The sequence below is a fragment of the Saccharothrix sp. NBAS 001 genome (assembly GCF_056640475.1).
On the sequence record NZ_CM153251.1, the window covers coordinates 2,864,954 to 2,885,323 of the forward strand.

A 20,370-nucleotide genomic window follows, 5' to 3' on the forward strand; every position below is an offset into this window, starting at 1 on the left:
TTCACCGGGCGGCAGGTGTCCGGCGAATTCTCCGGACTGCCGTCACGCTAGCTCCCGAAAACGGGCGCGCACACCTACGAAAGTAGGCGAGTGGTGCCGCCGGGTGATCGGCCGCGCCGGGTCGTGGTCGACCCGGCGTCACCCCACCGTGAACGTGCGGCTGGTGCCGGTGAACGGGCTGATCGCGCCGGTCCAGCCGCTCTTCCAGTCGCCGTGGTGGACCAGCCGGTAGGTACCCGCCGGGGTGCCGGGCGGGATGGTCCAGGCGACGGTGGCCTCGGAGTTCGCCACCCCGACGCGCTGCCACCGGTAGCGGGTGGACCAGTCGCCGTCGTCGGCGACCCGGGTCCACCGGCCGTCCAGCAGCCGCTGCACCTCCAGGAAGGTGCCGTTGCGGTGCAGGTCGTTCTTCGGGTGGCCGGTCACGAACACCGCCGTCGCCGTCTCACCGCGCCGGTAGGACGCGGCGGGCTCGGTGAGCACCTGGCCGAAGCCCTGCCACAGGGCCTTGTCGTCGAACACCACGCCGGTCTGGAGGTTCAGGTCGGTGAACGGCGGCTTGCCGGGCGTCGGACCGGCCGCGACCGGCGCGCCGGTGCGCAGCGCCGCCGCCAGCGCGCCGAACTCCTGCTGGTAGGCGGGTGTGGTGTTGCGGCCGAACAGGGTGGAGCCGCCCTCGTACTGCTGGGCGTCGTACTCCTCGGGCGTGGTGACGTACTGGCTGTAGTCGTTGGCGTAGCCCTGGATCAGCACGTCCTCCAGCGGCACGCCGAGTTCGGCGGCGACGCTGCCCCGGATCCGCAGGCCGGCCACGATGGTCACCTCGCCGGGCACCGCGACCAGGTGCAGCTGCCCCAGCTTGACGATCTGCAGCGGCAGCACGTTCGGCGTGGCCTGGACCAGACCGGTGGGCACGAGCGACGCCTTGGGGTACTGGCAGTCCTTGAGCCACTGCGGCACCTCGACGTGCAGCGGTTCGAGCAACGCCTTGAGCGGGTTCACCATCCCCTCGGTGAAGCCGGGGATGGCCGGGCCGTCCTCGACGCTGCCCGCGATGGTGGACGCGCCGACGACACCGGAGCACGTCGTGCCGGCGCGCCCGTCGGTGGTGTAGCGGCCGTCCACGGCGACCGATCCCATGTCCACGAACCGCATCCGGTGGTCGACGCCGCCGGTGACGGCGGTCTGCGGGCCGGCGAAGATCTGCTGCGCCCTGCGGTTCTGGCGCTCGCCGATGATCCGGGTGTTCTCCACCTCGTCCTCGGTGGGCCCGGAGCCGGGGCGCAGGTTCAGGTTGGGCGACATGTCGCCCGCGTTGGTGTTGGGGAACGCGGCCACGAAGCCGGGCCGGCCGTCGAGGTAGCGCACGCCCTGGTCGTCGTGCTCCCACTGGTAGGAGGCATAGCCCTTGTTGTCCGGGCTGATCAGGGTGTTCTCGTTGGTCATCGACGTGTTGTGGGTGGCGAACCAGCTGATCGCGCCGACGTCGCGGCCGTTCTGGCGGAACTTCAGCACGGTCATCGCCGGGTCGATCGCCTGCGGGAACCGCGCCTTGTCCGGGTTGCGCTCGAACGCGACGCGCGAGCGGTTGACGCCGGCATCGGTCAGCTCGCCCCGGCCCAGCGAGAGCGAGCCGGGCTTGAGGTCCTCGTGCGCCGCCACGACCGATTCGGTGATGCCGTCGACGATCGCGTCCAGGGTCTGGCGCTGCATCCCGAGGATGGACAGGTTGTAGGCGAGGTTGTGCGAGAAGCCACCGGGTCCGGCGTGCGTGTGGGTCGCGGAGAGCAGCACGTTCTCCCGGGTGTACAGGCTGCCGTAGCGGGCCTGGAGCTTGGTGAGCACGGCGTCCTGCACGGCCCGGAAGACCATGGCGAGGTCGGCGTTGACGTAGGCGACCCGCCGCCCGGTCGCCCGCTCCACCACGACGTAGGCCCGCGACCGCTGCCGCTGGTGGATGCCGCTGGTCTTCTGGTCGAACTTGGAGTAGCCCATCATGCCGTTCTCGGCGGCCGCGCCGGTCACGTCGGAGATCCCCCGCCCGACCAGGTACGGCTCGGGCATGGCCTGCGCGGCGGGCGGGCCGGGCAGCACCAGCGCCCCGGCCAGGCAGGCCGCCGCGGCGAGGCGGGCCACCACGGACGCGACAGTCGACCGCATGCATCGCCCCCCAGTTACGCGAATCCGTTTCACCTTTACTGGACAGTAGGTGATCGGCACCACAGGGGGCAAGGGGGCGTCGCGGTCCGCCGCGGCGCGGGCGCGGGGTCGGTGCGGGACCGGAGGAATCCGAGCAGCGCCCGGTTGAAGTCGTCGGGGTGGGTGGTGTTCGCCGCGTGCGGCGCGCCGTCGAGCACCACCAGCGAACTCCTCGGCAGCAGGTCGTGGGTCGGCAAGGCGGTCGCGTCGAGGGGTGCGATCACATCCGCCGAACCGTGCAGCACGAGCGTCGGCACGGTCACCGCCGCCAGGTCCGTGCGCAGGTCGGTGCGGGCGAAGGCGTCCACGCAGTCCGCCGTGCCCTTCGGTGACGCCCCGGCCGCGATGGCCCGGTGGTAGGCGTGCTCCGCCGAGCCCACCCGGCCGCCGAACGCCCGCGCGAGGTGGGCGTCGACGAACGCCACCCGGTCGGCGCGCAGCCCGGCCTCGACGCCGGCGATCGTCTCGTCGTCCACGCCCCCGACGGGTCGTCGTAGCCCCGCCGCAGGTACGAGGCCGGCACCGCGCCGGACACCCGCGCCGCGCCGTGCCGGCCGAGGTGGCGCACGACTTCCGCGCCGCCCATGCCGAGCCCGACCAGGGTCGCGTCCACCAGGTCCAGCGCGGTCGGCAACGCGTGCAGGTCGGCCGCCAGGGTGTCCAGGTCGTAGCCCCGCCACGGCTGCGACGAGCGCCCGAACCCGCGCCGGTCGTAGGCGATCACCCGGTAGCCGGCCTCGACCAGCGGCACGAGCCGGCGCTCCCACGAGCGCCCGCTCAGCGGCCAGTCGTGCGACAGCACCACGGGACGCCCGTCACCGTGGTCCTCGTAGTGCAGGTCGACGCCCTCGGCGGCGGCGAGCACGGGCGCGCGGGACTCCGGAGGTTGGACAAGCCCGAGCGGGCTGCGGTAGGAGAAGCCTTGCCACGACAGTCAAACAACGGCGCGCGGCTCGATCCACGCAGAACGACACGCAGAACTGGGGACGGCATGGCGGGCTTCGGCGAGCTGTTGCGGACGCACCGGCACGCGGCCGGGTTGACCATGGAGGAGCTGGCCGAGCGGTCCGGGGTGAGCGCCCGCGCGATCAGCGACATGGAGCGCGGGCACAGCCGCGCGCCGCAGCGCCGCACCCTCGACGCGCTCGCCGCCGCCCTGTCCGTGGCCGACGACGACCTGGCGGACCTGCTGGCCGCCGCCAAAGCCGGCCGGAGGCGGACGCCCGCCCCCGGCGCGTGCGACCTGCCGCGCGGCGCGGCCGACTTCACCGGGCGCACCGCGCAACTGGCCGCGATCCTCGGGCAACGCGGCATCACGGTGATCTCCGGCGCGCCCGGCCTGGGCAAGACCTCGTTCGCCGTGCACGCCGCCCGGCAGGTCGCCGCCGGGCACCCGGACGGCCGGTTCTTCGTGGACCTGCGCGGCCTGGACGCCGAACCGGTGCGCCCGGAGGACGCGCTGGCCCGATTACTCGGGGCGCTGGGCGTGCCCGAGCGGCGGATCCCGCGCGACGTCGAGGAGCGGATCGCGCGGTACCGCTCGACCGTCGCCGCGAGGCGGTGCGTGATCGTGCTGGACAACGCCACCGACGAGGCCCAGGTCCGGCCGCTGCTGGCCGGTGCCGGCCCGGTCCGGATGCTGATCACCAGCCGCCGCCCGCTCACCGGCCTGGAATCGGTGCACCGGCTGGCCCTGGACCCGCTGACCCCGGACGAGTCCGCCGCCCTGCTGCGGGTGATCATCGGCCGCGACGCCGCCGAGGTGGACCGGGTGGCCGCGCTGTGCGGGCACCTGCCGCTGGCGCTGCGGATCGCGGGCAACCGGCTGCTGAGCCGTCCGGGGTGGACGGTCGCGCACCTCGCGGGCCGGCTGCGCGACGAGGAGCGCCGGCTGGCCGCGCTCACCGCGGGCGACCTGGAGGTGGGTGCCGCGTTCGCGCTGTCCTACCGGCAGCTGTCCACGCCCGCGCGCCGGGTGTTCCGCCGGCTCGGGCTGATCGCCGGCCACGACACGGGCGTGCCGCTGGCCGCCGTGCTGGCGCAGGCCGGCCTGGCGGCGACCGACGACGCGCTGGAGGAACTGGTCGAACTCGGTCTGCTCCAGTCGTTCGCGGCCGGCCGGTACGTGTTCCACGACCTGATCCGGCTGTTCGCCCGGGAGCGGCTCGCCGAGGAGGAGACGCCGGCCGAACTCGACGCCCACCGCGCCCGGGTGCGACGCTGGCTGCTGGACAACGCGCTGCGCGCGGGCCGCTGCTTCGAGCCCGGCCACGGCGCGCCGACCGGGCCCGGCGACGGCCTGGTGGACCTGGCCAAGCCCGCCGACGCGCAGCACTGGCTGGAGACCGAGAGCACGCACTGGCTGGCCGCGCTGCGCGCCGCGGCGGCGGCCGGCGAGCACCGGCTGGTGGTCGACGTCGCCGACGCGATGCACTGGTTCTCCGACCGGTTCACGCACTGGGTGCACTGGATCGAGGTCTACCGGATGTCCTACGAGGCCGCCGGAGCGCTCGGCGACCGGTCGCTGACCGCCGAGCACCTGAACTACCTGGCGTGGGCGCTGTCCATGTGCGGCGGGCGGCACCGGGAGAGCGTCGAGCACGCCGAGGAGGCCTACCGGCTGGCCGAGCAGGCCGGTGACGTGCGCCAGCAGGCGTGGGCGCTGGACTACGCCGCGCGCGCCCGGTGGCAGCTGGGGGAAACCGACCTCGCGGTGCGCGCCGCGACCCGCGCGTCCGCGCTGTTCGTGCGGGCGGGCGACTGGGACGGGCTGCCGCAGTCGCAGGCGCTGCTGGGCCGGGTGCTGCGCGAGGCGGGCCGGCACGAGGAGGCCATCGCCCTGTTCGAGGACATGATGGCGACCATGGCCGACCCGCAGCGCGCGCCGTCGCCGCAGGTGGGGCGGATGACCGAGGCGTACGCCCGGATGTGGATCGGGCAGGGCCTGCTCGCGCTGGACCGCGCCGGCGAGGCGGCCGAGGCGTTGCGCGCCGCGCTGCCGCTGCTGCGCGAGTTCGGCCGGCCGCAGGGCGTGGCGAGCGTGCAGCACTCGTTGGGGCTGGCCCTGCTCGCGCTCGGCGAGACCGGCCAGGCGCGGGACGCGCTGCGCGAGTCGGCGCGGCTGTGGGACGGCGTAGGCGACCACGACGAGGCCCGGCAGGTGCTCGCCGCGCTCGGCTGAGCCCGACCGGGGTTTCATCTACGTCACCCGACCGATGTTTCCGCGCTCGCGCGGATTCATCGTGGTGGGACGCCTCAACGGCGCACCAGATGCCCTCACGGGCTCTCCGGAAGGTGCCGCGCATGTCCCTCTCCGACTTCCGCGCGGTGCTCTGATGCCCGCCGTGTCCGCCCGGACGTACGCGCTCGCCACGGGCACGGTCGCGGCGGGCACCAGCGGGTACGTGGTGGCGGCGGTGCTGGGTGACATCGCCGGGGGGTTCGACGTGTCCATCGCGGTGGCCGGGCAGGTGATCACGGTGTTCGCCCTGGCCTACGCGGTCGGCTCGCCGCTGCTGGCGGTCGCCACGGCCGGGGTGCCACGCCGTGCGCTGCTGGTGGCCGCCCTGCTGGTCACGGCGGTGGGCAACGCGGGCTCGGCGTGGGCGCCCGACTTCGGGCTGCTGCTCGCCTTCCGGGTGGTCGCGGCGTGCGGCGCGGCGTCGACCACTCCCGCGGCGACGGCCGTCGCGGCCTCCCTGCACCCGCCGGGCACGCGGGCGCGGGCGATGGCCGTCGTCACCGGGGGGCTCACCGCCGCCACCATGCTGGGGGTCCCGGCCGGGCGGGCGGTCGCCGGGCAGGGCGGCTACCAGGGGGCGTTCCTGATGGTGGCGGCGCTGTGCGTGATCGCCGCGGTGGTGATCCGGGTCGCGGTCCCGGCCGTCCCGCCGGGCCCGGCGGCCGGGCTCCGCGACCGCGCGCGGGCGTTGGGGGACCCGCCCGTGCGGTGGCTGCTGGTGGTGTCGCTGCTGGCGTGCCTGGCGACGTTCAGCGTCTACGGCTACCTCGACCCGGTGTTGGACGACGCCGCCGCGCCGTGGCTGCTGCTGGCGTACGGGGTCGGCGGGGTCGTGGGCAACGTGGCGGGCGGGGTGGCGGCCGACCGGTTCGGGCCGCGCACGCCGCTGCTGGTGGCGTTGGCCGGTTCGGCGGCGGTGCTGGCGCTGCTGCCGCCGGCGCTGGCGTCACCGGCGACGGCGGCCGTGGCGATGGCCGCGTGGGGCGCGCTGTTCTGGGCGTTCAACCCGCCGTTGATGGCCCTGCTGGTGGAGGTCTGCCCGGAGCGGGCCGGGGTGCTGCTGGCGCTCAACGCGTCGGCCATCTACCTCGGCATCGCGGGGGCGGGAGTGCTCGGTGGAGCGGTGGCGTCGGTCGCCTCCGTGTCCGCCGTGCCGCTGGTCGGCGCGCTGCTCGGCGTCGGCGCGCTGCTGGTGGCGGCCGGTGTGCCGACACCGGTGAAAGGCGTGGTCCGGGTGGTCCGGCGGGTCACCTGAGCCCCGCCGGATCCGCACGGTGGCCGTCTCGGCTTCCGTCGCCACCGTGCCGGACCACGCCCCGAGTGGGGAGTCGGCGCACCGGTCTGGCCGCCGGTGCGCCGACGAGATCGCGCTGACCGGCCCGATCCGGGTTAGGTTTCCCGGCATGGGCCAGTCGCCTGCGGTGGAGTTGGAGGTCGGGGACCGCACCGTGCGGATCTCCAACCCGGATCGCGTCTACTTCCCGGCGCGCGGCGAGACCAAGCTGGACCTCGCCCGGTACTACCTGTCGGTCGGCGACGGCATCGTCCGCGCCCTGCGCGACCGGCCGTGCATGATGCACCGCTTCCCGTCCGGGGTGACCGGCGAGAAGGTGCACCAGAAGCGGCTGCCGGGCGGCGCGCCGCCGTGGGTGCCGACCGTGCGGGTGCACTTCCCCCGGTACAACCGGCACGCCGACGAGCTGTGCGTGGCGGACGTGGCCGACGTGGTGTGGGCGGTGCAGATGTCGACCGTGGAGTTCCACCCGTGGAACTCGCGGCGGGCCGACACCGAGAAGCCCGACGAGTGGCGCATCGACCTCGACCCGATGCCGGACTGCCCGTTCTCCCGCGTGCGGCGGGTCGCGGGCGTCGTGCACGAGGTGCTGGACGAGATAGGCGCGGTCGGGTGGCCCAAGACCTCCGGTGGCAGCGGGCTGCACGTGTACGTGCGGATCAAGCCGGAGTGGGGGTTCCGGGACGTGCGGCGGGCGGCACTGGCGTTCGCGCGGGAGGTCGAGCGGCGCGCGCCCGACGACGTGACCACGACGTGGTGGCGGCGCGACCGCGACCCGCGCAGCCTGTTCATCGACTACAACCAGAACGCCCGCGACCACACGATCGCCAGCGCGTACTCGGTGCGCGGCGTGCCGGAGGCGACGGTGTCCACGCCCCTGCGGTGGGACGAGGTCGCCGAGGTCGACCCGCGCGAGTTCACGATCGCCACCGTGCCGGCGCGGTTCGCCGAGCTGGGCGACCTGCACGCGGGCATCGACGACGCGGTGTTCTCGCTGGAACCGCTGCTGGAGTGGGCGGACCGGGACGCCGCGGACGCGCCGGAGAACGGGACCGACGACCCGAACGCCGCGGACGACTAGCGTGCGGCTGGGTCTGGGCCTGGACTTCCGGCGGGCCCGGCTGCTGCCCGACGTGCTCGCGGGCGTGACGCTGGCGGCGTTGGCCGTGCCGGAGGTGCTGGGGTACGCGCGGATCGCCGGGATGCCGGTGGAGGCCGGCCTCTACACGCTGCTGCTGCCGATGGTGGCGTTCGCGGTGCTGGGCGCGTCGCGGCAGCTCGTCGTCGGCGCGGACTCCGCCACCGCGGCGATGCTCGCGGCCGGGCTCGCCGGCCTGGCCGCGCCCGGCTCGCCCCGGTACGTGCAACTGGCCGGGACGACCGCGCTGGTGGTCGCGGTGCTGCTGGTGGTGGCGCGGGCGATCCGGCTGGGCGCGCTGGCGAACTTCCTGTCCCGCACGGTCCTCGTGGGGTTCCTGACCGGCGTCGGGATCACCGTGGCGGTGGGGCAGCTGCCGGAGGCGCTGGGGCAGCCGCCCGCGTCCGGTTCGACACCGGAGAAGCTGGTCGCGGTGCTGCACGGCGGGATCGACTGGCCGTCCGCGGCGACCGCCGCCGCCGTGGTCGTCGTGGTGTCGGCCGCGCGGTGGGCCCGGCTGCGGATCCCGGCGGCGCTGGTGGCCGTGGTGGGCGCGATCGTCGTGGCGCACGTCGTGGACCTGGGCGTGCCGGTGCTCGGGCCGGTGCCCGCCGGCCTGCCGGGGTTCGCCCGGCCCGCCCTGGCCTGGTCGGACCTGCGGGACGTGCTGCCGATCGCGCTGTCGATGCTCGTGGTGATCCTGGCGCAGAGCGCCGCCACGGCCCGTGCCTACGCGGCGCGGCACGACGAGACCGCCGACACCGACCGGGACGTGGTCGGGTTGGCCGGCGCGAACCTGGCGGCGGCGGTGACCGGCGCGTTCGTGGTCAACGGCAGCCCCACCAAGACCCAGATGGTGGACGGCGCGGGCGGGCGCAGCCAGGTCGCGCACCTGGCCGCCGCCGCCGTGTCGCTGGTCGCGGTGCTGGTGCTCGCGCCCGCGCTGGCCGGCCTGCCGCTCGCCGCGCTGGCCGCCGTGGTGCTGCTGATCGGCGTGGAGCTGGTCGACCTCAAGGGGTTCCGGCGGGTCTACGCGGTGCGCCGGGGTGAGTTCGTGGTCGCGCTGCTCACCGCCGGCGCGGTGGTCGTGCTCGGGGTGGAGACCGGCGTCCTGGTCGCCGTGGCCGCCTCGGTGGTCGACCACCTGCGGCACAGCTACACGCCGCTCAGCTCGGTGCTGACCAAGGCGGCCGGCGGCCACTGGCACTCCGCACAGGTGGCCGCCGGCGCCCGCACCGCCGACGGGCTGGTGGTCTACCGGTTCGGCAGCGGCCTGTACTTCGCCAACGCCTCCCGGCTGGCCGAGGACATCGCCCTGATCACCGGGTCCGGTCCGCCGGTCCGGTGGTTCTGCCTGGACGCGGCGGCGATCGGCGACGTCGACTACACGGCGGGCGCGGTGCTCGGCCAGGTCCGCGCCCGGCTGCACGGCGCGGGCGCGCGGTTGGTGATGTCCGCGGTGGCCGGGCCGGTCCGCGACCAGCTCGCCCGCTACGGCGTCGCGCCCGACGCCTACTTCGACACCGCCGGTGAGGCGCTGGAGACCTACTCGGCCTCCTGAAGGACCTTCGCCGCGTGGTCGGGTGCCTCCCGCTCCAGCTCCCGGGGCGGGCGGACGTAGTTGCCCCGCACCTTCGGGCGCTTGGGCAGCTCCAGCTTCGGCCGCCGCACCGGCTCCCACGGGATGGTGTCCAGCAGGTGCGCGATCATGTTCAGCCGCGCCTTGCGCTTGTCCTCGGCCTCGACCACGGTCCACGGCGCGATCTCGGTGTCGGTGTGCACGAGCATGTCGTCCTTGGCCCGCGAGTAGTCCTCCCAGCGGGTGATCGACTCCAGGTCCATCGGCGAGAGCTTCCACTGCTTGAGCGGGTTCTCCTGCCGTTCCCGGAACCGCTTCTCCTGCTCGGTGTCGCTCACCGAGAACCAGTACTTGCGCAGCAGGATCCCGTCCTCCACCAGCAGCTCCTCGAAGATCGGGCACTGCCGGAGGAACCGCTGGTACTCCTGCGGCGTGCAGAACCCCATCACCCGCTCGACGCCCGCGCGGTTGTACCAGCTGCGGTCCAGCAGCACGATCTCGCCGGCCGCCGGCAGGTGGTCGACGTAGCGCTGGAAGTACCACTGGGTGCGTTCGCGCTCGGTCGGCGCGGGCAGCGCCACGATCCGGCAGACGCGCGGGTTGAGGTGCTCGGAGACCCGCTTGATCGTGCCGCCCTTGCCCGCCGCGTCCCGGCCCTCGAAGACCACCACGACCCGCGCGCCGGACGCTTTCACCCACTCCTGCAACTGCACCAGCCCGCCCTGCAGCCGCAGCAGCTCGTTCTCGTACAGCGCCTTGGGGTACCGCTTCGTCGTGGTCTTCTTCGCCATGGCGGACAGCGTCGCAAACCGGCCCGGCATCGGCCAGACGAGCCCCACCCGGACGGGCCGCGACAGGTCGTGGAGGCTGACCGGCCCGGGGGATTCGACGGGTGACGACGCCCGTGCGGCGCGGGGTGGACGCCGACCCATTCGTCGGAATTGCGGTTGTCGCCGTAGTCCGGACCCGGGATCCGGGCGTGTCCGTTGGTCCGGATGCGCCCGGATTACCTCGACTGGCCCGCAGAAACACGAAGGTTGTTCGGAGAGACTGCGATCATGAGCGATTCAGCCATCGCGGAGCCGTCCTACGACCTGTTCGCGCCGGACGTGGCCGCCGACCCCCACCCGTTGCTGCACCGGATCCGCGCGGAGAACCCGGTGACCTGGGTGCCGCAGCTGCACGGCTACCTGCTCACCCGGCACGCCGACATCGTCGCCACCCTCAAGGACCGCCGGTTCGCCACCGCCAACCTGGGCCAGGGCCTGGACCGGCTCAGCCAGGCCGAGCGCGACGAGCTCAAACCCGTGCTCCAGTCGATCGCGTTGTGGATGGGGCACACCGACGAAGCCGACCACGTCCGGTTCCAGCAGCTCCTCAAGCGCTACTTCACCCCGGCCACGGTGAACCGGTTACGCCCCAGGGTTCGCGAACTGGCCGACGAACTCGTCGACGCCGCGGCCGCGTCCGGCCGGATGGACGTGGTGGCCGACCTGGCCTACCCGCTGCCCGCCAACGTGATCGCCGAGATGCTCGGGATGCCGACCAGCGAGCGCGAGCGGTTGCAGGCGTGGTCGCGGGACATCCTGGCGATCTTCCAGCCGGCCGATGTCGAGCGGCTGCGGCAGTGCCAGCGCAGCGTCCTGGAGATGCAGGACTACCTGCGCGGGCTGGTGGCGCAGCGGCGGGCCGAGCCGCGCGAGGACCTGCTGAGCATGTTCGTCGCGGCGGAGCGCGAAGGCGTGGTGAACGAGGACGAGATCGTGGCGAACTGCGTGCTGCTGCTGTTCGCCGGCCACGAGACCACCGCCAACCTGATCGCCAACGGCCTGGTGCTGCTCCTGGCCAACCCGGACCAGTTCGCGCTGCTCAAGGAGCGCCGCGAACTCATGTCGACGGCGGTCGAGGAGATGCTGCGCTGCGGCGGGCCGGCGAGCACGATCGTCCGGGTCACCACCGAGCCGGTCGAGGTCGGCGGCCACGAGATCCCGGCCGGCCGGCTGGTCTACCTGGCGATGGCCGCCGGCAACCGCGACCCCGAGGTCTTCGACGACCCGGACCGGTTCGACATCGCCCGCAAACCCAACCGGCACACGGCGTTCGGCCTCGGCGCGTTCTACTGCCTGGGCGCCGCGCTGGCCCGGATGGAGACCGACGTCGCCTTCACCACCATCCTCGACCGGATCCCCGACCTCCGCCCGGCCTACGACACCCCGGACCGCGTGACCACCCCACCGCTGGGCAGCCGACTGGCCACGCTGGACGTGACGTTCCAGACCCGGGGCTGAAGCCCCGACCGGGCCGCGCCGCACCCACCGGCACGGCCCGGTCGTGGGGGCTTCCCGACCACCCCCTCTGCGCCCGGACCGCGCGTCCAGGGCTGAGCGAAAGACGTGGTTTCGGCCGCCGAGCACGCGGACGGCACCACTCGTTCCCAAGAAGTGACCGCGTCGGGCGGTTTCGCGCTCCGGCGACCGCCGATTCGATTAACCGGAACGACTCGGGCACGTTATGAAGGCGACCGGCACACCGACGACGCGCCACCCTGGGAACGGCACCCGAACAGCCGACGACCTCGTCGGGCGACCTGGGCTACGATCACGAAAGGTCATCGAGTTCAACCTTTTCGCGATTTCCATCGAATCCACCGGTTCGCACCGGAATGCGAGGGTGAGTTTGTGCTGATCAAATCGATCGCGGTCGCCGGTGCAGTAGTGACGCTCATTTCAGCCGGAGTTGTGCCGGCTGCCGCGCTCACCGACCCCCCGTGCCGGGATGCATGGTCGGCGGCCGTCTACTACGCACCTGGGGACGAGGTGCAGTGGGAGTCGAAGAACTGGCACTCCAACTGGTACAACCACGACTACTACCCCAGGACCTCGGGCATCGGCATGTGGAGCTACATGGGTCCGTGCCTGCTCGGGTGACATGAGCACGTCGAGACCGACGGAGAGTCGGTGCCCACAAAAATCACTCCCCCATTCCGCCAGAATGTCCGCCAGTCGTTCCGTCACCGGATTCCCGAGGTCGGGCAGCATTCGGTGGCGACCTTTCAACGTCCGTCGCGCCACCGAGGGTGAAGCGCACGGCGTCGAACGGGAGACTGCCGCTAGTTGATCACCCGTCGGGGTGAACCCGCTCAAGCACCCTCACCGGCCCGCCGATACCTGTCGGTGTCCACGGGGGGCGGACGCGGTGGGAACTGGTTCGCCGGCCCCGTTCTGTGCCAGGCCGGCGAGGAGTGCTGAGACTGATGGTGTTGCGCGACCGGATCGCCGGGATCGTGGACGGCAAGCGGTTCCAGCGGATGATCATCGTGGTGATCGTGGTCAACGCGGTCGCCCTGGGCTGCGAGACCTCGCCCGCCGTGGTCGCCGCGCACGGCGGTCTGCTGTCCGCCGTCGACCGCGTCGCGCTGACCGTCTTCGTGCTCGAACTGGCCGCCCGCCTCTACGCCCACCGGCTGGCGTTCTTCCGCGACCCGTGGAACCTGTTCGACTTCGCCGTGGTCGGCATCTCGCTGCTGCCCGCCGCCGGACCGCTGTCGGTGGTGCGGTCGCTGCGGATCCTGCGCGCGCTGCGGCTGGTCGCGATGGTGCCGAGCATGCGCCGGGTGGTCAGCGCCCTGGTCAGGTCGGTGCCCGGCCTGCTGTCGCTGACCGGTCTGCTCGTGCTGCTGCTCTACGTCGGCGGCGTGGTGGCGATCAACCTGTTCCGCTCCAGCGGCGACGCCCGGTTCGACGACCTCGGCTCGACCGTCCTCACGCTGTTCCAGATCACCACCGGCGACGGCTGGTCGGACGTCATGCGGGACCTGATGGAGTCCCAGCCGCTGGCCTGGATCTTCTTCGTCTGCTACCTGCTGGTGGGCACGTTCACCATGCTCAACCTGTTCATCGCCGTGGTGTGCAGCGCGATGGACTCCGACGCTCCCCCGCCGCCACCGTCCTCGGACCACCTGGTGCTCGCCGAACTCCGGGCCCTGCGCGAGGAGGTGCGGGCGCTGCGGCTCCAGCCGGTCGGGTCACCGGAGCACAGCGGCGCGAACTGACTCCCGGTGCTCGCTGGGCGACCGGCCGCGCAGCCGCTTGAACGCCACGCTGAGCGCGAACGTCGTCCCGTAGCCGACCCGGCGGGCGATCGCGCCGACGGTCAGGTCCGTGCCGGCGAGCAGGTCGGCGGCCAGCGAGACCCGCCAGTCCGCCAGGTACGCCATCGGCGGCACGCCGGTCCGCGCGGCGAACCGCCGGGCCAGGCCCGCGCGGGAGACGGCGCAGCGGGCGGCCAGCCCGGCCACCGTCCACGGGTGCGCCGGATCGTCGTGCAGGAGGTCCAGCGCCTGGTCGACCACCGGGTCGCCGGTCGACCGGTACCAGGCGGGCACCGCGCCCCGGCCGTCGAACCAGGCGCGCAGCGCGGACACCAGCACCAGGTCGAGCAGCCGGTCCAGCACGACTTGGCGGCCGGGCCGGGCGGCGGTGATCTCGGCGGCGACGGCGTCCACCAGCGCTGTCGGGCAGTCGGTGACGACCAGCACGTCCGGCAGGGCGCGCCGGAGCCGTTCCGGCAGCGGGCCCGCGAACGCGCCGCTGACCAGCACGGCCGGGCCGTCGCCGGGGCTCCAGTCGCAGTACCGGTCCTCCCCCACCTCCTCGCGCGGCGGGGTCGCGGGGTCGTCGGCGATGACGAACGGCGTGCCGCCCCGGAAGACCGCGATGTCCCCGGCGGCCACCCGGACCGGCTCGCCGCGCACGATCCACGCCTCGCCGGCGAGCACCGCGCCCACGGTCAGCTCGGCGCGGGCGGTGAACTTGAGGGACCACGGCGGTTGCAGCGCCGAGCGGCTGAACACCGCACCGCGCGCCCGGACACCGTCGAGCAGGTCGGCGAGCACATCCACGGCCGCCAGGTTAGACGCCGAGACATCGATCCGGCCGTCTGAACCATCGCCAGTCTCACCGAGGCGGGCTTGACTGGGCGTCGTGAACAGCAACCCGATCCTCGTCCTCGGCGGCACCGGCAAGACCGGCCGCCGCGTCGCGACCCGCCTGCGGGCGCTCGACGTGCCCGTCCGCGTGCCCGCCCGCTCCGGCGCGCTCCCGTTCGACTGGACCGACGACACCACCTGGCCGGCCGCGCTCGCCGGGACGCGGGCGGTGTTCGTAGTGCCGTTCGACGGCCTGCTGCTGACCCGGCCGTTGCTGGCCCGCGCGGTCGAAGCGGGCGTCGAACGGGTCGTGCTGCTGTCCGGTCGAGGTCTGGACGAGCCGCGGTACCCGCAGATCACGGCCGGCGCGACGCACGTCGACGGCGAGGCGGCGGTCCGGGCGCTGGACCTGGCGTGGACCGTGCTGCGGCCGACGTGGTTCGCGCAGAACTTCACCGAGGGCTTCTTCCGGGACGCCGTCGCGGCGGGCGACCTGCGCCTGCCGGCCGGCGACGGCGCGGTCACCTTCGTGGACGCCGACGACATCGCGGACGTCGCGGTCGCCGCGCTCACCGGACCGGGGCACGCCGGCCGCACCTACGAGCTGTCCGGCCCGCGCGCACTGACCATGGCCGAGGCCGCCGCAGAGATCTCGGCCGCGTCGGGTCGGCACGTCCGCTACACGCCGCTGTCGGTCGAGGACTACACCTCGGAACTGGTCGCGACCGGATGGCCGGCGCAGGACGCGCACGAACTCGGCCTGGTGGTCACGGCCGTGCGCGACGGCCTGGACAGCCACCTCTCGGACGGCGTGCGGCAGGCGCTGGGCCGCCCGGCCCGGGACTTCACCGAGTTCGCCACCGCCGCCGCCTGGTCCTGAAGGCGGGCTCGCGGCCACGCCGCGACGCCGGTCGGGTTCGGGTCGCCGATGGCGCGGCTCGCCCGACCGGTTGCAAGATGGCTTGCCGGTTCGGCAAGCTGGGAACATGGACGACCTGGACGACGTGCTCAAGGCGGTCGGCCCGCGCCTGCGGGCCATCCGGCGGCAGCGCGGGGTGACCCTCGCCGACCTCGCCGGCGCGACGGGCATCTCGGAGAGCACCCTGTCACGGCTGGAGAGCGGGCAGCGGCGGGCCAACCTGGAGCTGCTGCTGCCCCTCGCCCGCGCGCACGGCGTGCCGCTGGACGAACTGGTGGGCGCGCCGAACACCGGCGATCCCCGGGTCCACATGCGACCGCTGCGGCGCGGCGACCGCACGATCATCCCGCTGACCCGCCGCGCGGGCGGGGTGCAGGCGTACAAGATGATCATCCCAGGGGTCCGGGGGCGGATCGAACCGGAACTGCGCGTCCACGAGGGCTACGAGTGGCTCTACGTGCTCGACGGCACGCTCCGGCTGCTGCTCGGCGACCAGGACCTGCTGCTCAAGCCGGGCGAGGCGGCCGAGTTCGACACGCACGTGCCGCACTGGTTCAACGCGGCGGACGCGACGCCCGTCGAACTGCTGACCCTGTTCGGCCAGCAGGGCGAACGGGCGCACGTCCGCGCGCGCACCAAGTAGCCCCGGCCCGGTCAGGCCCCTCGGTCAGGCCCCTCGGCGCAGCCGCAGCACGGTGTCGTCGCGGTGACCGGGCCGGCCTTCGGGATCGGGCATCTCCCGCCGCACCACCTCGTCGGTCTCCACCTGCCAGCCCTCGCCCAGGACCAGCGACCGCAGCACCTCGGCGTTGGTCGGCATCGGCAGGTCCTTGTGCGGGTGGTCGGTCACCCAGGACGGCCAGCCGACGTGCCCGCCGACCACCAGCACGCCGCCGGGCGCGACCGCGTCGGCCGCGCGCTGGAGGATGGTGTCGCGCTCGCCGTCCCGCTCCACCGGCGAGTGCAGGTACTGCGCGGACACCAGGTCGAACGAGCCCTCCGGGAACGTCTCGTGCAGGTCGTGCCGCTCGAACGCGATCAGGTCCGCGACACCTGCCCGCGCGGCCCGCTCCGCCGCCCGGCCGAGCGCCGTCCCGGACACGTCCACGCCCAGCACCCGCCAGCCCTGCTCGGCGAGCCAGATGGCGTCACCGCCCTCGGCGCACCCGAGGTCCAGCGCGGTGCCGGGGGCGAGCCCGGTGACCTCGCGCACCAGCAGGGGGTTGGGTCGACCGCTCCACACCTGGTCCCGGTCCAGGTAGAAGCCCTCCCAGAACTGCTCGGTCGTCGTCATGGCCGCACTGTGCACCGGGCCGGCGCGGGCGGGCCAACTTTCTTGCCGCTCCGGCAAGATCGGCTAGCGGCGCGGCGTGAGGACGGCGACCTCGGTGACCTTGTGCAGGAACTCCGGGCTTGCCTCGCCCTTCACGTTCTCGGCTTCGGCGACGACGACCGTCGTGTTGAGCAGCTTCGAGTCGTAGTGGTGGGCCGTGAAGGTGATGTCGCTCATCAGCAGCAGCCGCGCGGACAGCGGCGTGATGTCGCCGGTCCCGTAGACGTCCTCGACCCGCTTGAACTCGGTGGCCACGGCGCGGTCGCCGAACTCCACCCACGCCACGGACACCGCGACGAGCGAGCCCTTGTCGTCGGCCAGGGTGAACAGCTCCCGGCTCATCGTCCGGCACGGCGACGCCGCCAGCAGGTCCCGCACCTGGCCGAACGAGTTGGCGGCGCAGTCCTGGTCGTTGCGGCTGGTCTGGTCGACGACCTTCAGGCCCAGGCCGAGCCATGCCTCGTCGTCGGGCCGGCCGGCGACGCTGTTCGCGCCCACGGCCACGGCACCGGCCATCGCCGCCGCCACGACCACCCCACCGACGCCCACGCGCGTCCCCTTCCCGCCACCACGACACTTCCCGCGTCAGGGGCCGCTCAAACCGACCACGTCGGCCGCGCAGCCCCAGGACAGTGTCACACCCGCGCCACCGTGCCCGTAGCAGCTGATCAGCGCCTGGCCGGAGCGCGTCACCCGGTCGAGGCGCACGGCGGGCCGGGCGGGGCGCAACCCGACCGCCCGGGACACCACCGGCGCGTCGCGCAGCCGCGGCACCAGCGCGACCACCCGGTCCAGCACCGCCCGCTCGACGGCCGGGTCGACGGCCGTGCCGCGCTCGCCCCGCTCGGCGGTGCCGCCGCACACCACGTCGTGGCCGCGCGGGATCACGTACGTCATGCCGGCCGGGTTGTCGTCGTCCACCACCCACCGGGTGAGGCCGGGGTTGGCCAGCCGCACGACCTGGCCGCGCACGGGCTCGACCGAGGGGTCGCCCACGAGGTCGCCGGAGCCGAGCCCGGCCGCCACCACCACGGTCGGCTGCGGCAGCTCGGCGGGTTCGGACACCCGCACCCGCCGGAACGCGACGCCGGCCCGCGCGCACCGATCCGCCAGCCACTCCAGGTAGGCCCCCGTGTCGACCACCGGCACCGAGCACACCACCCCGGACGTGACGCCCGGCGGCAGCTCGGCACCCGTGGCCGGGCGGCAGTCGGGCACCACGGCCGTCCACGACAGGTCCGGGTCGTCGTCGCGGTGCAGGACGATCCCCTCGCGCCACCACACGCCGGTCCCGGGCAGGTCGGCGAGTTCGGCGAACCGGGCCAGCGACACCCGCGCCCAGCGCAGCACGGCGTCGGCGGGCGCGGCCAGGTACGGGAACCACAGCCCGCCCGCCACCGCCGACACGGTGTCGCCCGGAGCCCGGTCGGCGACCACCTCCACCCGGTGCCCCGCCTCGGCCAACCGCAGCGCGCAGGTCAACCCGATCACCCCGCCGCCGACCACCGCGATGTCGCCCATGTGACCGTCGTACCAGCCGGCGCGGCCCGGCAGGTTCCGCCGATCGCCGGGTTGTGACTTACCCCGCCGGCCTGCTTCCATGGGGTTTCCGATAGATCACTTCTGGCGGCGCAAACCAGCGGACTCCGCTGGGGGCCAGACAGCGAGAACCCCGGAGGTTCGAGCGCTGCCCAGGAGATCCCCTCTCCGGCACCACGGCACAGCCCGTCGCGGCCCTGACGACGCCACGGGCGGTCGAACCTCGCCGAAAAACGACCATTGGCGGTTCCGCCCTGCGGAAACGGTCCGCCGAGAAGGAGTCGGGAACATGATTCGTCGGCTTGCACGACTGCTCGCCGTCGGTGCGGCGGTGCTGCTCACCGCCTCGCTCACCACGTCCGCGGGCGCGGCCCCCGCGGCGGAGGACACCTGCCCGGTGAAGTCCAAGCCCACCGGCAAGGTGCTGCACGGCTACTGGGAGAACTGGGACGGCGCCAAGAACGGCGTGCACCCGCCGCTGGGCTGGATCCCGATCACCGACCAGCGCATCCGGGACAACGGGTACAACGTCATCAACGCGGCGTTCCCGGTGATCCGCTCGGACGGCACGGTGCTGTGGGAAGACGGCATGGACGCCACGGTCAAGGTCGCCACGCCGGCCGAGATGTGCGCGGCCAAGGCGGCGGGCCTGACCATCCTGATGTCGATCGGCGGCGCGACCGCCGGCATCGACCTCAACTCCACCGCCGTGGCGGACAAGTTCATCAACACCGTCGTGCCGATCCTCCAGAAGTACAACTTCGACGGCATCGACATCGACGTGGAGACCGGCCTGGTGGGCGGCGGCAGCATCAACACGCTGTCCGCGTCGCAGTCCAACCTGATCCGGATCATCGACGGCGTGCTGGCCCGGATGCCGTCCAACTTCGGCCTGACCATGGCGCCGGAGACCGCGTACGTGACCGGCGGCAGCGTGGTGTACGGCTCGATCTGGGGCGCGTACCTGCCGATCATCAAGAAGTACGCGGACAACGGCCGGCTGTGGTGGCTGAACATGCAGTACTACAACGGCAGCATGTACGGCTGCAGCGGCGACTCGTACCAGGCGGGCACCGTGCAGGGCTTCACCGCCCAGACCAACTGCCTGAACAAGGGGCTGGTCATCCAGGGCACGACGATCAAGGTGCCGTTCGACAAGCAGGTGCCCGGACTCCCGGCCCAGCCGGGCGCGGGCGGCGGGTACATGTCCACCGGTCTGGTCTCGCAGGCGTACAACGCCTTCGGCGGCCAGCTCAAGGGCCTGATGACCTGGTCGATCAACTGGGACGGCTCGAAGGGCTGGACGTTCGGCCGCAACGTGAAGGCGTTGCAGGGCCGCCGCTGACCGGTCGGCCGGTCACCGCGCGTCGTTGCGGCGCAACGTGATCGGCCGTTCGGCGGAGTTCGGCGACCGGCTCCTCCGGGAACCCGGTGGGTGCGGAACCCACCCCTCGGAGGAGCCGATGTCCCGGCGCGCGCTGATCGTGCTGTTCGCCGTACTGCTGACCGGTTGCGGCACGTTCCCCGCCGCCACCGGGGGATCCGGCGCGGAGAAGGTCCCCGACGGGACCCCCGACGCCGCGACCGCCCGCACCCGGCTGGTCGAGATCCCGGTGGCCGACCCCGGCCGGCTGGACGGGTACGTCCGGGACTGCGACCACGGCGCGGGGTGCGTGTTCGGGCAGCCCTGGTCCGACGTGGACGGCGACGGGTGCGACCAGCGCAGCCAGGTGCTGGCCCGCGACCTGGTGGACGTCAAGCGCAAGGAAGGCCGCTGCGCGGTCACCTCCGGCACGCTGTACGACCCCTACACCGGCGAGACGATCACCAGCGTGTCGAAGATCCAGATCGACCACGTGGTGCCGCTGGCCGAGATGTGGCGCAGCGGCGCGGCCGGGTGGACCGCGGAACGCCGCACGGCCGCCGCCAACGACCTGCGCAACCTCGTTGCCGTGCAAGGGAAGGCGAACCAGTCCAAAGGGGACAAGACCCCCGACGAGTGGATGCCGCCCAGCCCCGGCTACGCCTGCGCGTACGCCCGCATCTACGTGGGCGTCAAGGCCGACCTCGGCCTGACCGTCAGCACCCCGGAGCGGGCCGCGCTGGAACGGACCCTGACCCCCTGCCCGTGATACCGGGCGGCGTGGTCGGGCTGCCGGACGCCCGGTCCGTCCAGAAGGCGTTGCACGCGGCGGAGCTGC

The 20,370-nt window shown here is 73.5% G+C and carries 19 protein-coding genes; 11 read left to right on the forward strand and 8 right to left on the reverse strand.

Going from position 1 to position 20,370, the window contains the following annotated elements; translation table 11 throughout:
• Positions 1 to 138 precede the first annotated feature (138 nt).
• Genes AC0HI0_RS12130 through AC0HI0_RS12140 form a run of 3 tightly spaced genes read right to left on the reverse strand, consistent with a single transcriptional unit; the run spans position 139 to position 3,064 of the window.
• Positions 139 to 2,160, reverse strand: coding sequence for a neutral/alkaline ceramidase (locus tag AC0HI0_RS12130; RefSeq protein WP_480932412.1), 2,022 nt, complete (start codon positions 2,158 to 2,160; stop codon positions 139 to 141).
• Between the two features lie 35 nt (positions 2,161 to 2,195).
• Complete coding sequence (locus AC0HI0_RS12135) at positions 2,196 to 2,507, reverse strand: alpha/beta fold hydrolase (protein WP_480932413.1); 312 nt, start codon at positions 2,505 to 2,507, stop codon at positions 2,196 to 2,198.
• Entirely contained in the window at positions 2,459 to 3,064 is a 606-nt protein-coding gene (locus AC0HI0_RS12140; RefSeq protein ID WP_480932414.1) for an alpha/beta fold hydrolase, read from the reverse strand. Before AC0HI0_RS12140 ends, AC0HI0_RS12135 begins: the two co-directional genes overlap by 49 nt.
• 126 nt (positions 3,065 to 3,190) lie before the next feature.
• On the opposite strand from AC0HI0_RS12140, the gene AC0HI0_RS12145 reads away from it, so the two are divergent.
• The 4 genes from AC0HI0_RS12145 (at position 3,191) to AC0HI0_RS12160 (ending at position 9,433) form a co-directional block, all read left to right on the forward strand.
• Entirely contained in the window at positions 3,191 to 5,380 is a 2,190-nt protein-coding gene (locus AC0HI0_RS12145; protein WP_480932415.1) for an ATP-binding protein, read from the forward strand.
• A gap of 154 nt (positions 5,381 to 5,534) precedes the next feature.
• Complete coding sequence (locus AC0HI0_RS12150) at positions 5,535 to 6,695, forward strand: MFS transporter (protein ID WP_480932416.1); 1,161 nt, start codon at positions 5,535 to 5,537, stop codon at positions 6,693 to 6,695.
• A 148-nt stretch (positions 6,696 to 6,843) separates the two neighbouring features.
• Positions 6,844 to 7,815 (forward strand): non-homologous end-joining DNA ligase, encoded by a 972-nt coding sequence (gene ligD / locus AC0HI0_RS12155; protein ID WP_480932417.1) that lies wholly within the window; start codon positions 6,844 to 6,846, stop codon positions 7,813 to 7,815.
• A 1-nt stretch (position 7,816) separates the two neighbouring features.
• Positions 7,817 to 9,433, forward strand: coding sequence for a SulP family inorganic anion transporter (locus AC0HI0_RS12160; RefSeq protein ID WP_480932418.1), 1,617 nt, complete (start codon positions 7,817 to 7,819; stop codon positions 9,431 to 9,433).
• On the opposite strand, the gene ppk2 is transcribed toward AC0HI0_RS12160, so the two are convergent.
• The gene (gene ppk2, locus AC0HI0_RS12165; RefSeq protein ID WP_480932419.1) at positions 9,418 to 10,242 is read right to left on the reverse strand and encodes a polyphosphate kinase 2; all 825 of its coding nucleotides are present in this window, start codon (positions 10,240 to 10,242) and stop codon (positions 9,418 to 9,420) included. The two genes, AC0HI0_RS12160 and ppk2, sit on opposite strands and share 16 nt — an antisense overlap.
• Positions 10,243 to 10,509: 267 nt before the next feature.
• Here ppk2 and AC0HI0_RS12170 point away from each other — a divergent pair, with 267 nt between their 5' ends.
• The 3 genes from AC0HI0_RS12170 (at position 10,510) to AC0HI0_RS12180 (ending at position 13,502) form a co-directional block, all read left to right on the forward strand.
• Positions 10,510 to 11,739 (forward strand): cytochrome P450, encoded by a 1,230-nt coding sequence (locus AC0HI0_RS12170; RefSeq protein ID WP_480932420.1) that lies wholly within the window; start codon positions 10,510 to 10,512, stop codon positions 11,737 to 11,739.
• Positions 11,740 to 12,129: 390 nt separating this feature from the next.
• Complete coding sequence (locus AC0HI0_RS12175; protein WP_480932421.1) at positions 12,130 to 12,378, forward strand: hypothetical protein; 249 nt, start codon at positions 12,130 to 12,132, stop codon at positions 12,376 to 12,378.
• Between the two features lie 326 nt (positions 12,379 to 12,704).
• Entirely contained in the window at positions 12,705 to 13,502 is a 798-nt protein-coding gene (locus tag AC0HI0_RS12180; protein WP_480932422.1) for an ion transporter, read from the forward strand.
• Here the strand turns inward: AC0HI0_RS12180 and AC0HI0_RS12185 are convergent.
• Positions 13,476 to 14,351: an AraC family transcriptional regulator gene (locus AC0HI0_RS12185; RefSeq protein WP_480932423.1), complete on the reverse strand. Its 876-nt coding sequence runs from the start codon at positions 14,349 to 14,351 to the stop codon at positions 13,476 to 13,478. The two genes, AC0HI0_RS12180 and AC0HI0_RS12185, sit on opposite strands and share 27 nt — an antisense overlap.
• 82 nt (positions 14,352 to 14,433) lie before the next feature.
• Here AC0HI0_RS12185 and AC0HI0_RS12190 point away from each other — a divergent pair, with 82 nt between their 5' ends.
• Together AC0HI0_RS12190 and AC0HI0_RS12195 are read left to right on the forward strand one after the other, a co-directional pair.
• Positions 14,434 to 15,258 (forward strand): NmrA family NAD(P)-binding protein, encoded by an 825-nt coding sequence (locus tag AC0HI0_RS12190; protein WP_480932424.1) that lies wholly within the window; start codon positions 14,434 to 14,436, stop codon positions 15,256 to 15,258.
• Positions 15,259 to 15,364: 106 nt separating this feature from the next.
• Positions 15,365 to 15,940, forward strand: coding sequence for a helix-turn-helix domain-containing protein (locus tag AC0HI0_RS12195; RefSeq protein WP_480932425.1), 576 nt, complete (start codon positions 15,365 to 15,367; stop codon positions 15,938 to 15,940).
• A gap of 24 nt (positions 15,941 to 15,964) precedes the next feature.
• On the opposite strand, the gene AC0HI0_RS12200 is transcribed toward AC0HI0_RS12195, so the two are convergent.
• The 3 genes from AC0HI0_RS12200 to AC0HI0_RS12210 form a co-directional block, all read right to left on the reverse strand.
• Complete coding sequence (locus AC0HI0_RS12200; RefSeq protein ID WP_480932426.1) at positions 15,965 to 16,591, reverse strand: class I SAM-dependent methyltransferase; 627 nt, start codon at positions 16,589 to 16,591, stop codon at positions 15,965 to 15,967.
• Between the two features lie 63 nt (positions 16,592 to 16,654).
• Positions 16,655 to 17,179, reverse strand: coding sequence for a hypothetical protein (locus tag AC0HI0_RS12205; protein WP_480932427.1), 525 nt, complete (start codon positions 17,177 to 17,179; stop codon positions 16,655 to 16,657).
• Between the two features lie 36 nt (positions 17,180 to 17,215).
• On the reverse strand, positions 17,216 to 18,151 hold the full coding sequence (locus AC0HI0_RS12210; protein WP_480932428.1) for an NAD(P)/FAD-dependent oxidoreductase: 936 nt from the start codon (positions 18,149 to 18,151) through the stop codon (positions 17,216 to 17,218).
• 307 nt (positions 18,152 to 18,458) lie between these two features.
• Here AC0HI0_RS12210 and AC0HI0_RS12215 point away from each other — a divergent pair, with 307 nt between their 5' ends.
• Both AC0HI0_RS12215 and AC0HI0_RS12220 read left to right on the forward strand, forming a co-directional pair.
• Complete coding sequence (locus tag AC0HI0_RS12215) at positions 18,459 to 19,514, forward strand: chitinase (protein WP_480932429.1); 1,056 nt, start codon at positions 18,459 to 18,461, stop codon at positions 19,512 to 19,514.
• Between the two features lie 118 nt (positions 19,515 to 19,632).
• A complete protein-coding gene (locus tag AC0HI0_RS12220; RefSeq protein ID WP_480932430.1) occupies positions 19,633 to 20,301 on the forward strand; it encodes an HNH endonuclease family protein in 669 nt (222 codons plus the stop codon).
• The last annotated feature ends 69 nt before the right edge of the window (positions 20,302 to 20,370 follow it).